Here is a 14,265-nt window from a genome sequence, read left to right on the forward strand (position 1 = left end):
CTATAAGAAAGAAAAAGGTGAAATATGAGCATTGTATTTTATAGAAATAGGCTTAATCGTGAAATGAAGAGGTTTGGAAAATTTAGTAGATTAATTGTTGGTAATTTAGAAGAACATCACCCAGTAAGTATGATATACAATCCCTATAAGCAGAAATGTCTGGAAGAAATGAGCACACACGAAACCATTATACTTATAACTCATGGAAGCCCTAACGAATTATATCATAAATATGACCATAAAAATAATGATCATCAGGTCTTACTGAACAAGGATAACGCTCATTTATTAAAAGGGAAGAAAGTGATATCTATATCTTGTGCAACTGCAAGAAGTTTTGGAAAAGAAGTATGTGAAAATGATGGATGTAAAGTATTTTTAGGATTTTCAAATAAAATTCATTTTGATAAAAAGAATAAGAAAAATGCTTCAAGAGATTACCGTGTATTTATTGGGGGTTGTTATAAGGATGCTTTCTCTTCTGTTATCGAACAGGCTATATTAAATAATTGGAGTTTTGATAAAATAAAAATAGTTTTGGGAATTGAACTTAGGAATATTGTCGTTACTAGAGCTATAAATATGAAATCTACAAAACCAAATTATTTTAAGAATAATGGTCTAGATCAAGCGGTATTTGCAGTTACAAATTTATCAAATAATATTATGCTATTTGGAGATTCGCAAGAGAATATTGTTTGATTATGCTTAAACTTTGAATTCATTTATTATAATTATTTTACTTCCTTGTTTATTTGCTAATTGGTTAAGTTTATTTATTGGCCAACGATCTAAATCACTTCCTAAAATTAGTAAAGTGTCAGCTTTATAAATTTCATTTAATGCATGATGAAAGTTTCTAATTGCTTCTCCTTTTAAAACAATATTTAATTTGATGGGAGAGTGACATTCTGGGCAATAAAAAGGTTTATGAATATTAATATACTTTTTACTTTGAAAAAAGGGGATACTAAAATTACATTTAGTGCAAACAAAATCTTGAATATTACCCAATAATTGAATTACTTTTTTACTTCCTGCGATTGTATGCAGCATATCTATATTTTCTGTAATTATTGGAATATCCAGTTCTTTTATGGATTCGTGGATATAGTTGGGCTTTTTTTTATTCCATTCTCCGATTAGAATGCAAGTTTTTATGAATATCTCATAGTTAGATTGTAAAAAATCAAGACTAAGTATATCGTTTAAAGAGTGACCAAAGTAATTAGCTTTAAAAGGGAGAGTATCTGAGGGAAATGTAATTCTGGGTCCTGTAATGACAACAGGGTAATTTGAGTTTTGAATTTTTGCTTTCAAATAATCCAGTAGGTCCATTTTTTCCTCCATCTTATTTATTTTATTATCTTTTCTATATAAAGCGAATTATATTCATATAGAGTAAATATGATGCTTAATTTGTTTAAAGCATATAAAAGTGAAGCGAATACGAAGGGTAGATCATTGACATCACTAGGACGACTAAGTTTTTATTTAGAAGGTTGTAAATTCCTAATTAGGATTTTACAATCTTTTCTTAGTTTGACACATATGGCGATTAACTAGGTGATGAAAATTCACTATGTGGGGGAGTCCAACCATTAGCTAAGAGCAAGGGTTTCCATCGCGAGGTGGAAAGAAGGCAGCCCGAGGTGAATTCTGTGATAAGCACTTACAGCTACAGGAAATTAATCACTAACAAAGACAAATAGAATCTTCTAGTGAGATATTTATTTACACAAATTTAATAAAGTAATTATGTACCAATGTAAAACTATCTTTTTTGATTACGAACCGATGTATAGCCGCGTGTCCTTTTATGAAAAGTGAATTCATTGAAAACTTATTGAATATGTCTAAAGCACTGTTTGGGTCAGTGTAAATATAGATTCAAACAGCTATAATCAACTTATAGGCAGAAATATTATATGAGGTGCAGAACATGTCGACAGCAAATATTGGGTTTGAAGAAAATCTATGGGGTATGGCGGACAAATTACGTGGATCTATGGATTCAGGAGAATATAAAAATGTTGTGTTAGGATTACTATTTTTGAAATATGTATCGGATGCGTTTGAAGAAAAGTATGAAGAGCTTGCAGCGGACGAATGGTCTGATCCAGAAGATTCAGATGAATATTTAGCTGAGAACATCTTCTGGGTACCAAAGGAAGCTCGTTGGTCATTCATTAAAGATAATGCTAAAAAACCAGAGATCGGTCAAATCATCGATAAAGCAATGATTGCAGTTGAGAAAGAAAATCCATCGTTGCAAGGGGTATTACCTAAGGATTACGCTCGACCAGCACTTGATAAAATTCGTCTTGGTGAAACGATTGATCTGTTCTCGTTCAAAGTAGGTGATGAAGCTAGTCGCTCGAAAGATGTTTTAGGTCGAGTATATGAATACTTTTTAAGCAAGTTCGCAAGTGCAGAGGGAAAAAATGGTGGTGAGTTCTATACTCCATCATCTGTTGTACATTTACTCGTTGAAATGCTACAGCCATATAAAGGACGTATTTATGATCCTTGCTGTGGCTCAGGTGGTATGTTTGTACAAAGTGAGAAGTTTGTAGAAGAGCATCAAGGAAAACTTGGAGATATTTCTGTCTATGGACAAGAATTCAATCCAACAACTTGGAAGCTGTGCAAAATGAACCTAGCGATTCGTGGGATAGATGGTAATATTGGACCACATAATGCAGATACATTCCTAAATGATCTCCACAAAGGTGTAAAAGCAGATTATATCCTTGCCAATCCTCCGTTTAATATTAAAGACTGGGGCGGAGACAAACTACGTGAGGATGTACGCTGGCAATATGGTACACCACCTGTTGGTAATGCGAACTATGCTTGGATTCAGCATATGATTTCAAAGCTTGCCCCAACAGGAACAGCAGGTTTTGTGCTTGCTAATGGTTCAATGTCGTCTAATACATCTGGTGAAGGTGAAATCCGGAAGAATTTGAAGCTGATTTAGTAGAGTGTATTGTGACATTACCAGGACAGCTATTTTATTCTACACAGATTCCTGTTTGTGTATGGTTGGTGTCGAAGAATAAAACAAAAACAGGGAAGAGAGCGCGTAATGGTGAGATTTTATTTATTGATGCTCGTAAATTAGGCTACATGGCAGACCGCACTCATAAAGAATTCGCCAACGAAGACATTGATCAAATTACGAAGGCATTCCACACATGGCGAGGCACATCAGACGAAGCTTACGGAGATGTACAAGGCTTCTGTAAGGCAGCAAAGCTAGATGAAGTACGTAATAACGACTATATCTTAACGCCAGGTCGCTACGTAGGATTAGAAGAAGTTGAAGATGACGGTGAGCCTTTTGAAGAGAAGATGGCACGTTTAACATCGGAGTTATCTGAGCAATTCGCGAAGTCAAAAGAGTTAGAACAACAAATCCGCCAAGCTTTAGGGGGGATTGGGTATGAATTTTGAAAAAATTGGTGATATAGTTGAGGTTTATGATTCATTACATCATACACCTAAAAATTATTTAGATTCTGGGTATCCAATGGTCAGGGTAAAAGATATTAAACAGGGTTTCTTAACCTTGCGTGACGTGGCTTATGTTGATGAGGATGTATATAAGGAGTTTACAAAAAAATATATTCCTCAAATAGGTGATGTCGTTTTAAGTAGGGTAGGGAGTTATGGGATTCCTTGTTTTGTACAAACTAATGAAGTGTTTTGTCTAGGACAAAACACGGTTGTTTTACATCCGGTAGAAGTAGAACCTAAATATTTATACTATTGTTTATCTTCGAATATTGTTCAAAATCAAATTGAAAAGTTAGTGACAGGTTCTACTCAAAAAACGATTAGTTTAAAGAGTATAAAGGAAGTTGAGATTCCCTTTCCTAATAAAGAAACTCAAGAAAAAGTAGGGGATTTTTTCTTTAATATTGATTCAAAGTTGAATGCTAATAAAGAAATTATTGATAATGTAGAAGAACTCTCTCAAACCCTGTTCAAACATTGGTTCATTGATTTTGAGTTTCCAAATGAGGAAGGGTTACCGTATAAATCAAGTGGTGGCAAGATGGTGGAGAGTGAGTTAGGGGAGATACCTGAGGGGTGGAAAGTATATAAATTAAACGATTTTACAGAAAGTGTGTCTAAATCGATTAATAAGAATAATATTCAATTTGCTAGATTCTTAAATACTTCAGATATTCTTGAAGGTTATGTAGGAAATGTGGATCTGAGCCCTACTGACAAAATGCCAGGACAAGCTAAAAAGTTAATTAAAAAGGACGATATTTTGTATAGCGAAATACGACCTAAAAATAAAAGATATGCTTTTGTGAATTTTGACTCTTATGAATATGTAGTATCAACTAAATTAATGGTATTACGAGTAGATAAAGAAATTTATTCAAGTAAACTACTGTATTTGTGGTTAATAATGCCAGAGGTTATCAATGAATTACAACAAATTGCTGAAGATCGATCAGGCACGTTTCCACAGATAACATTTAATACATTATCAGAGTTTAAATTTGTCATTCCAAATCAAGAAGTTTTAAATCGCCTTGCTGAACCGTTAGAAAAATTGATAGACGTACAAATGGAATTAAAAGAGGAAAATGAGAAATTAATAGAATTAAGAGACTCCCTCCTCCCAAAACTCCTATCAGGAGAAATCGAAATCCCAGACGAAAGTGTGGTAGATTGATATGTTTAAGTATCTAGAGTCAGATTTAGAAGAAGCCACGCTTGAATGGTTAGCTGAGATGGATTATTCCATCTTAGCTGGACCAGATATAGCACACGAAGGGGAGAGCCCTGAACGTGAAAGTTATCAAGATGTGGTGTTAACATATCGCTTAACAGAAGCACTTCAACGTATTAATCCAACAGTACCGAATGCAGCAATTGAACTAGCTGTACAGAAGATTGAAGCGAATGAATCTCCTAGTATAGTGATCAATAATCAAAAGTTCCATCGTATGGTAACGGATGGCTTAGATATTGAGCTACAAGGTACAGATGGCTATAATCCAACGGTAAAAGTATGGCTTTTTGACTTTGAGAATCCACATAATAATGACATTATAGCAGTGAATCAATTTACGATTATTGAAGGTAATCAAAATAAGCGTCCTGATGTGATTATATTCGTGAATGGCTTACCGTTGGTCGTCATCGAGCTTAAAAATGCCACAAACGAAGCAACAGGAATTTCTGAAGGCTATAATCAGCTTCAAACTTATAAACAATCGATTCCGTCGCTATTTCGCTATAACGCCTTCTTAGTTACGAGTGATGGGGTAAATGCAAGAGTTGGCTCACTAACAGCAAATGAAGAACGATATATGAAGTGGCGTACGATTGATGGATTAGAATTGGCTCCAACCTCATTATCACAACTAGAAGTATTGTTAAAAGGAATGCTAGAACTTACTAGATTTATAGATATTATACATAATTTTATGTTGTTCCAAAGTGATGGTGAGAACACGTTTAAAATACTAGCTGCGTATCATCAGTATCATGCGGTTAATAAAGCTGTTGAAAAGGCGAAATTAGCAGTAGAAGGCAACCATAAAATCGGGGTAGTCTGGCATACTCAAGGTTCTGGAAAGAGCTTGACGATGGTGTTCTATGCAGGAAAGTTGATTCAATTAATGAATAATCCAACCATTGTCGTCCTTACTGATCGTAATGATCTGGATGATCAATTGTACAATACGTTCTCGATTTCAAGCGATATTTTACGTCAAACACCTAGCCAAGCTAATAATCGGGATGAGCTACGTAGTTTATTGTCAGTGGAATCTGGCGGCATTATTTTTACAACGCTACAGAAGTTTTCGCCCGATGAAGATACAGGAATTATGCCTTGTTTGACAGATCGAACCAATGTCATCGTCATGGCAGATGAAGCTCATCGTTCGCAGTATGGATTTGGAGCAACGATACGTGGAAATGAAGCAGAAACAAAATATGGATTTGCCAAATATGTGAGAGACGCTCTTCCGAACGCATCTTTTGTTGGTTTTACGGGTACACCAGTAGAAGCAACAGACAAAAATACTCCAGCTGTCTTCGGTGAATATATTGATATTTACGATATGACACAAGCAGTAGAAGATGGAGCAACGGTAAAGATATTTTATGAGAGTCGGATTATTCCACTAGATTTACCAAGTGATCTTAGCGTAGATGATGAATATGAAGAGATTACCGAAGATCAAGAAATAACCGTTAAAGAACGTTTGAAGTCAAAATGGTCTCGTCTAGAAGCAATAACTGGTGCTGAATCACGAGTGAAACGACTAGCGGAAGATATTGTTACGCATTATGAGGAACGACAAGAAGCGATGTTTGGTAAGTCAATGGTAGTCGTGATGTCGCGTCGAATTGCCATTAGTCTTTATCATGAAATTGTAGCGTTACGTCCAGAATGGCATTCAGATGATGATGATAAAGGCATTATTAAAATTGTAATGACGGGTGCATCTAGTGATCCTGTGGATTGGCAGCCTTTTATCGGGAATAAAAAACGTCGTGAGTATCTAGCAAGAAGGATGAAAGATAATGATGATCCATTAAAAATTGTTATCGTGCGTGATATGTGGCTAACAGGATTTGACGTACCTGCTATGAACACAATGTATATTGATAAGCCAATGAAAGGTCATAACTTAATGCAGGCGATTGCTCGTGTCAATCGTGTATTTAAGGACAAACCTGGTGGCTTAATTGTCGACTATATTGGTATAGCAGACAGCTTGAAGGAAGCCCTTCATCAGTACACTGAAAGTGATAAACGGACAGCAGGCATTGATACATCGGTTGCCGTAGATGTTATGATCGAAAAGCATGAGATTATTATTGAGCTGCTGTATGAGCATGACTATGAAGGTTATTTATCTGATAAAGCTACAGTTCGTATGAATACCATAATCTCTACGATGGATTATATATTGGGGCTTGGTGATGATGAGAAGCGAAGATTTGTAACAACGGTTACTGAGTTATCCAAAGCATTTGCTCTTTGTGCGACGACAGAAGAGGCTCAAGAATTAAATGCAGAGATTGGATTCTTCAAAGCGGTCAAAGCAAGTCTTGTGAAAAGCATTGGTGATGGTAGTAAGAAAAAAACAAATGCTCAAATGGAAGCGCAACTGAATCAGCTTATCTCAAAGTCTGTTATATCTGAGGAAGTTATTGATATATACGAGTCTCTAGGATTAGAGAATCCTGATATTTCAATATTATCTGACAAGTTCTTAGAAGATGTGAAGGCGATGCCTCATAAAAACTTAGCTGTAGAACTTTTGAACCGTCTACTAAATGGGAAAGTCAAAAGTGTACAACGGACTAATTTAATTCAAGCCCGCAAATTTTCGGAAATGCTAACAGGAGCATTAAATAAATACAATAAGCGAGCGATTGAAACATCGAAAGTTATTGAAGAACTGATCGCACTTGCAAAAGAAATGGATGGGGCATACAAACGTGGAGAAGAAGTAGGCATGATTAGAGAAGAGGTTGCCTTCTATGATGCTCTTGCCTCACATGAAACAGCTGAGGAAGTACTAGGTGATGAAACTCTTAAGATAATTGCTCATGAGTTGACCAAATCTATAAAAGCCAATATGAGTATTGACTGGAACCTACGTGAATCAGCGCGAGCTAAAATGCGAGTTGCAGTTCGCAAATTGCTTAAAAAGTATGGCTATCCACCTGACTTACAGAAAGAAGCTGTTGAGACTGTAATTAAGCAGGCTGAGTTGATGGTTCAGATGGAGCTGGAGCTTGGATAGAGCAGCGTGTTAATAGGTTTAATTATAGGAGGGTAGTTCCATGGGAGATATAAAGTTATTCCGTCTTGCTACAGGTGGTGTTGAAGAACTGAGCGGCCACACAGTAACTGTGGAAAGATCTCTTCAAACGTTAATGGAACATAATTTGGAGGCATTATTGGGTATTCGTTTTCTCGCATCAGAATACATAACAGGTAAGCGGCATAGCGGTCGAATTGATACCCTAGGGATTGACGAAGACAATTCTCCAGTCATCTTCGAGTACAAACGTGCAACGAATGAGAATGTCATTAATCAGGGACTCTACTATCTTGATTGGTTAATGGACCATCAGGCAGAATTTACTTTGCTAGTTCAGAAAAGATTCGGATCGGAAGTCTCCCAGGCTATCGATTGGAGTGCTCCACGCTTACTTTGTATTGCGGGTGGTTTTACGAAATTCGACGAATATGCGGTTCAGCAGATTGATCGTAACATTGCATTATATACTTATAAAAAATATGGTGATGAGCTCTTGCTGCTTGATCTGGTGAATGCTACAACGGCTAATCAGCCTGTCCATTCGTCTGCAGTTTCGGCGATTAAAAATACGAATAACAAAACAGTTACAGATTATTTGGCGCAGGCTAGCACAGATCTAACTGACCGTTTTGAGGAACTTAAGGCTTTCATATTGGCCCTTGGTGATGATGTTCAGATGAACACACTGAAGGATTATATTGCTTTTAAACGAATTAAAAACTTTGCTTGTGTAGAGATTCATCCACAAAAGAAGTCGATTACAGTCTTTGTAAAGGTGGAACCCGATAAAATAGAACTGCAATCTGGATTTACGCGGGATGTGCGAAATATCGGACATTATGGTACAGGGGATTTGGAAATAACGATCATGAAGGATGAACACCTGAAGGAAGCCAAAGCATTGATTCAACAAAGTTATGAGATGAGCTAACGTTGGGGGAACTAATAATAAAATCTCAGTCTCCCACCTCAACCAAATCAATAATCTCACTAATATCGCTGATGCTTAATGCATCGGCGATTTTTTCGATATGAGAGAAATTGATGTTTTCTCTTTTACCGTTGGATAGTTCACTTAGTGCAGCGTGGCGTACATCGGATAAGCGGGAAAGTTCACGTAGTGAGATGCCGTGGCGTTTAAGCAATTCTGGAATTTTTACGATGACTTTTTTGGCCATGAACAATCACCTCTTGAAGTTTGACTATACGCAATAACGTACCATATAATATATTGTGAACTGGTACGCATATGCGTATACTACTAAATTTTGGGAGAATGCTTAATGGGAATTGAGCTTGGCCTAATACAAAGAGAATGTCCTTACTCTGGGTTAAGTAGTTTACATATTAAAACTGGATTAAAGCTTGAGTATAATACAGTTCAAACCTACATGAACCTCACCCCAATCTTCCTACACCACAATCTCCCCAAACCCTGCCTGATCCTAAGCGACTGGTCATTAGAAATCATGCTCAAGGCTCTATATATCCAAGAGTGGGGGAGCGTTTTCCCACCTTATAATTTGCCCATAGAAGATTTATTTGATCTGACACGGAATGGATCGCATGTTGATTTCGACGCTGTGAATTTAATCGAATCGGTAAAGTATCTAGCGAACAGTCCAAGCACATCATGGATACAGCATATGAGCGTAGCGCATCTTCAGAGGATCATACGGAAAGTGGACGAGCTGTTATGCCGACTTTCCTCGAGAGTTACTAATTCTCCTACCGAACGATATACTTCCATATTTTAAAAGAGTAGGAATATAGAACCTCAAGATGATGTTTCTAACAGATTATAACTTCCAGATATTGATATACTGGCAACAGTAAATTCTATTGAGGCTGGGAGAAATGAATTAGAGATGACAAACAAAGTAGGATTCAAACTGACTTCGCTATTGGTAGGATTAATGTGTTTATGGGGTTTGGCAGCTGTATTTAAGATGATGGTGATTTGGTTTCTGTTATTTGGAGTGGTCTCCGTGGTTTATATTATAAAAAATAAGAACACCACATTAAGAGATATTATGATCGGTTGTGTTCTCGGGATTATAGCTATGCCAGCCAGCGTGTTTATGGGCGTGTCGTCCATTCTCATTTATATTGGTGCCACCAGTATGATGAAAGGTTCTAGTCATAGAATTATTTTAATTAAAAATGCTACGAAAAGAGATGTTGTGATCTCGTGTATCACTTTGGTGTTGGTGGGCGTGGTATTAGGGGGGATCAATGTTCTACTTGGCCTCAGCAGTAATCCTATTAATCCATCATTCCAACTGTCGCATATTTTTGAAGCCATCAAAGCCGGTGTAACGGAAGAAATTATGTTCAGATATTTTCTGTTTGCTCTTTGTGTTGTCATAGCAGGGGACCACAAGTTTACTAAGCTGCAAAATGTATTATGTTATTTGATTATGGTGTTACCGCATGTGTTCATTCACTTTGAATTAAGTACTATCAATATCGGAAATATCATCGTGTTATCCCTATTATTTGGACTACCATTTGCATGGCTTCAACGTAAGCGCGATTTGGTATCAGCCATGGGTTCGCATTCCATTGTAGATATTATTAGGTTTTGTCTGTTTAGTGCGTAGATGGCGATCATATTATAGCCTCCCGTCATAGGGAGGATATTTTTTGTGTATAAAGTTATATTGATAAAACATTATGTTATAATCGTAATTATTTTAGTAGGCAGTTATGTTTATTCAGGTTGTTGCAGTAGCAAATTGAAGGGGGAGTAATTGGTTCAGGGATAGCGGAGTATTCGAAGCAACTGACGTTATATTAAATTTCAAGTAGTGGAGGTTTCCGACGAGAAAAGCACCCAATTGGGTGCCTTTAATTTCGCCTTATAGACGTTACGGTGAACCGTATCACAAGTAACGGCGAAAAGTTGAGTTGAAGATTGAAGCTTTAATGCTAAATATATCAGGAATAGTTCTCCATCATTTGATATAAATAATTTCGAAAGTCTTCAACATAGGTTTTGGGCTCTACAACTTTTAGATGAGTGCCGAAGCTTGCTAAAAGTTGAAATCCCATACGATTTTGTGGGACATAAATGGTTGCTAATAAAAATCCAGAACTATGGTCTTCAATACTTCTTCGACCATACCTTTCGATGATTTGATCTTTTATGCTAGGCGATATCCATGCCTTAATCGTGACGAATTCAGGTAGATAATTTGCTTCGTGTACTTGCTCTGACCAATCGTCTCTAGGATGAAACGCGCATTCATCCATAGTAATATGATCGATCCGAGATAACTTGAAAGTTCGATATCCCTGTCGATGTAAACAGAATCCTTTCAAGTACCAACTTGATTCGCTAAAATGCAGCTCATAGGGCTCGACCATTCTATTCGTCACAGCCCCGTCCTTGTCTGTATAATCAAACGAAACCAGCCTCTTTTTTGAAATGGATTCTTGACATGTCTTTAAGGTTTCAAGAATCTCGGACCGACCTTCCCAATCATAAAACGATAGTTGAATGGAACTATTTAGAGACAATGGACTAACCATTGCCTCTATTTTTTTTATCGTTCTTTCAACTTCTTCAGTACGGAGGATTTGTTCCAATCCGCCGAGCGCAGTTAATATATTCTGTAAATCGGAGCTGCTTAAAAGGCGTTTATCAACTTTGTATTCATCCATTAGGCCGTAGCCCCCTTTGACCCCATTGACAGAGTAGATCGGGATGTTCGATAGGCTCAATGTTTCCATATCGCGAAGGATCGTTCTTTTGGAGACATTGAATATTTGTGAGAATTCCGTTGTAGAAACAACCTCTTTTTTCAGCAATATCATGATAATCGAAATGAGTCTCTCCACTTTGTCCATAATTGCCCTCTTTTTTACATGATTTCAGAACGGTGACACCTAGATGTCACCTTTTATCCACTATACTACAAGTATCACAAGAAGGAGGTTTTAATTCAATGTTTAATCCAACCGATTTTCCCAGGCCCACCCTTATTTCAGCCAACGGTGTGGAACTCGAAGTGTTTGAAGCAGGCCGAGAAAATGCAGGAAAACCTATTGTACTCTGCCACGGCTGGCCAGAGCATGCCTTTTCTTGGCGCCATCAGATGGACGCACTTGCCGCAGCGGGCTACCATGTCATCGTCCCCAACCAGCGGGGTTACGGCAACTCATCCCGTCCGACAGAAGTAACAGACTATGACATTGAACACTTGTCGGGTGATCTCATCGCGCTTCTCGATCACTATGGATACGAGGACGCTACCTTTGTCGGTCATGACTGGGGTGCATTCGTCGTTTGGGGACTGACCTTGCTGCACCCAAACCGCGTCAATAAAGTGATAAATCTGAGCTTGCCTTACCAAGAGCGCGGAGAAAAACCCTGGATCGAGTTCATGGAAGAAATACTTGGCGGCGATTTCTATTTCGTCCACTTCAATCGACAACCAGGCGTCGCGGACGCCGTATTCGAAGACAATACATACAGGTTCCTTCGCAACCTGTACCGGAAGAACGAGCCTCTCAGAGCACCTGAGCCAGGTATGGCGTTGATCAATCTCGCCAGAGCAGAAACACCGCTCGGTGAGCCCGTATTGAGCGAAAGCGAGCTGGCCGTTTACGTCTCCGCTTTTGAAACATCAGGGTTCACGGGCAGCATAAATTGGTACAGGAACCTTGACCGCAACTGGCGCTTATTGGCGAAAGTGAACCCAATCATCCAGCAGCCGACCCTCATGATCTACGGCGACCGGGATGTGGTTGCGAAGTCTGAAAACCTGACAAAGTTCGTGCCCAATGTGGAAGTGGTCAATCTGGATTGCGGTCATTGGATCCAGGAAGAAAAGCCGGAAGAAACAAACCAAGCGATTTTAAAATGGCTGGAACAATGGGAGATGTAGTTTTTTTCAACAACCAAGAAGAGTTTAACGATTGGTTAGAAGAACATCATGCTGAAGCTAGTGAAATTTGGGTGGGCTATTTTGGGATAAGTACAGGGCGTGCAAGCCTTACTTGGTCTGCATCAGTAGATACCGCTCTTTGTTTTGGGTGGATTGACGGTATACGAAAAACCATTGATAAACAAAGCTATAAGATTCGCTTTACTCCGCGCAAAGTAAATAGTGTATGGAGTGCTGTGAACGTAAAGAAGGTAAAAGCACTAATACAGCTTGGAAAGATGAGACCAGAAGGAATGCACGTCTTTAACAACAGAACCGATGCACAAGGCTATTCCTCTGAACAAAGAAACGTGGAACTTGCGAAAGAATATGAAGAACAAATCAAGGCAAATCAAACAGCCTGGCTATTCTTCACTAATTTATCACCATCCTATAAAAGAGATTCTATCTGGTGGGTAATGAGCGCCAAGAAAGAAGAAACACGATTAAGAAGGCTTGGAATATTGATCGCTTCATCTGAAGAAGGGCTAAAATTTCAAGATCGCAAAAAAATACAGAATAAGGAAATATGAATAGCAAAAGAATCGTTAAAAGGATTGTTGGTACTGCATAAATGTGGGTCTATTGTTTCCCTGATCTTTAGGAGAGAGGAGCTACTGTATTTCTCAATCATTTAGGGTTTAATTCTCATCAAAAGTCAGAACGTTTTAAATGCGAGGCATAAATCAAATCGCTAAATGAAGAAGGGATGAAACAGCTCATCCAAAATCGTAACCCCCTTCATTTTTATGGTACAGCCGACCCTCATGATCTATGGTGACCGGGATACGGTCCAGAGATCTGAAAACCTGACAAAATTTGTGCCTAATGCGGAAGTGGTCAATCTGGATTGCGGTCATTGGATCCAGCAAGAAAAGCCGGAAGAAACAAACCAAGCGATTTTGAGATGGCTGGAAGAGCAGAATGATGCTGAATAGAGTCGCTTAGCAAGCAAAACTTAGAAAAACAATAAGGACACCCAAACAGGCAATGTCATTAAGTTAAGCTCAAAGGTAAGAACGGGAATAAAAATGGAATTCAAAACGGCATGGGAAAGCCCCGTGCCGTTTGTTTTTTACTTTACGCAAGGAAAAGGCGTATAACTAACAAAGCAGAAATACTGCAATAATTGAACAGGCGGAGAGAAAAGCATCGCTCGCTCTATGTTCTGTTCCAATCCAGTAAGATGCTCTTTGTACTGAAGAATGAGGGTAATAAGGACTTTCAAATTGATTAAGTGGCTTGCATACATGGTTTGCTGAAATGGGTTTTGTTTTGCCGCAACTAGCAGCCGTTGCACCCGTTGGTTAATCCAGTCCTCTGACCGGTTGCTTTTGCGTGTAGGGGGCATCTGTTCTCTGCCAGAAGCCACATCGCCAGAACAAAGCTTCACGAATCGTTTCAGGCCGGACTGTACTTGGGTCACTGAACTGCCTGAGCCAGAGTTCGAGTGGCTCAGTTGGGTATTTAGCGTAGGGGAAGTGCGACATTTGTCCATCAAAATGGTCATTGATGTA

Annotated in this window: 12 protein-coding genes and 1 pseudogene; 9 read left to right on the forward strand and 4 right to left on the reverse strand. The window is 38.3% G+C overall.

The genetic code is table 11. The features are described from left to right. The first annotated feature begins 24 nt into the window (after positions 1-24). On the forward strand, positions 25-702 hold the full coding sequence (locus IEW05_RS01525; protein WP_188535138.1) for a hypothetical protein: 678 nt from the start codon (positions 25-27) through the stop codon (positions 700-702). Between the two features lie 6 nt (positions 703-708). On the opposite strand, the gene IEW05_RS01530 is transcribed toward IEW05_RS01525, so the two are convergent. Then, entirely contained in the window at positions 709-1,350 is a 642-nt protein-coding gene (locus IEW05_RS01530) for a Sir2 family NAD-dependent protein deacetylase (RefSeq protein WP_194434084.1), read from the reverse strand. Between the two features lie 592 nt (positions 1,351-1,942). Between IEW05_RS01530 and IEW05_RS01535 the strand changes: the two are divergent. The 4 genes and pseudogenes from IEW05_RS01535 (at position 1,943) to IEW05_RS01550 (ending at position 8,748) form a co-directional block, all read left to right on the forward strand. Beyond that, a pseudogene (locus IEW05_RS01535) lies at positions 1,943-3,459 on the forward strand (class I SAM-dependent DNA methyltransferase). After that, on the forward strand, positions 3,449-4,699 hold the full coding sequence (locus IEW05_RS01540) for a restriction endonuclease subunit S (RefSeq protein ID WP_188535142.1): 1,251 nt from the start codon (positions 3,449-3,451) through the stop codon (positions 4,697-4,699). Before IEW05_RS01535 ends, IEW05_RS01540 begins: the two are co-directional and overlap by 11 nt. 1 nt (position 4,700) lies before the next feature. After that, a complete protein-coding gene (locus tag IEW05_RS01545) occupies positions 4,701-7,796 on the forward strand; it encodes a type I restriction endonuclease subunit R (protein ID WP_188535144.1) in 3,096 nt (1,031 codons plus the stop codon). 40 nt (positions 7,797-7,836) lie between these two features. Next, positions 7,837-8,748, forward strand: coding sequence for a DUF5655 domain-containing protein (locus IEW05_RS01550; RefSeq protein ID WP_188535146.1), 912 nt, complete (start codon positions 7,837-7,839; stop codon positions 8,746-8,748). A 25-nt stretch (positions 8,749-8,773) separates the two neighbouring features. Here the strand turns inward: IEW05_RS01550 and IEW05_RS01555 are convergent, their stop codons facing one another. Further along, positions 8,774-8,995: a helix-turn-helix domain-containing protein gene (locus tag IEW05_RS01555; RefSeq protein WP_188535148.1), complete on the reverse strand. Its 222-nt coding sequence runs from the start codon at positions 8,993-8,995 to the stop codon at positions 8,774-8,776. A 690-nt stretch (positions 8,996-9,685) separates the two neighbouring features. On the opposite strand from IEW05_RS01555, the gene IEW05_RS01560 reads away from it, so the two are divergent. Then, positions 9,686-10,420: a CPBP family glutamic-type intramembrane protease gene (locus tag IEW05_RS01560; protein WP_188535150.1), complete on the forward strand. Its 735-nt coding sequence runs from the start codon at positions 9,686-9,688 to the stop codon at positions 10,418-10,420. A gap of 337 nt (positions 10,421-10,757) precedes the next feature. On the opposite strand, the gene IEW05_RS01565 is transcribed toward IEW05_RS01560, so the two are convergent. After that, positions 10,758-11,669, reverse strand: a complete 912-nt coding sequence (locus IEW05_RS01565) for a helix-turn-helix transcriptional regulator (protein ID WP_188535152.1) — start codon at positions 11,667-11,669, stop codon at positions 10,758-10,760. Between the two features lie 98 nt (positions 11,670-11,767). Here IEW05_RS01565 and IEW05_RS01570 point away from each other — a divergent pair, with 98 nt between their 5' ends. From IEW05_RS01570 to IEW05_RS25550, 3 genes are all read left to right on the forward strand, one after another. Then, positions 11,768-12,709, forward strand: a complete 942-nt coding sequence (locus IEW05_RS01570) for an alpha/beta fold hydrolase (RefSeq protein WP_188535154.1) — start codon at positions 11,768-11,770, stop codon at positions 12,707-12,709. Beyond that, the gene (locus IEW05_RS01575; RefSeq protein ID WP_229753218.1) at positions 12,685-13,281 is read left to right on the forward strand and encodes a YdeI/OmpD-associated family protein; all 597 of its coding nucleotides are present in this window, start codon (positions 12,685-12,687) and stop codon (positions 13,279-13,281) included. Before IEW05_RS01570 ends, IEW05_RS01575 begins: the two co-directional genes overlap by 25 nt. Positions 13,282-13,497: 216 nt before the next feature. Continuing rightward, positions 13,498-13,686 carry an alpha/beta fold hydrolase gene (locus IEW05_RS25550; RefSeq protein WP_053781983.1) on the forward strand — a complete coding sequence of 63 codons (189 nt, stop codon included), beginning with the start codon at positions 13,498-13,500 and terminating at the stop codon, positions 13,684-13,686. Positions 13,687-13,823: 137 nt separating this feature from the next. Here IEW05_RS25550 and IEW05_RS25695 read toward each other — a convergent pair whose 3' ends face one another. Then, positions 13,824-14,246 (reverse strand): hypothetical protein, encoded by a 423-nt coding sequence (locus IEW05_RS25695; protein ID WP_229753219.1) that lies wholly within the window; start codon positions 14,244-14,246, stop codon positions 13,824-13,826. Positions 14,247-14,265 lie beyond the last annotated feature (19 nt).

It is taken from the genome of Paenibacillus segetis, assembly GCF_014639155.1.
Taxonomy (GTDB): domain Bacteria; phylum Bacillota; class Bacilli; order Paenibacillales; family Paenibacillaceae; genus Fontibacillus; species Fontibacillus segetis.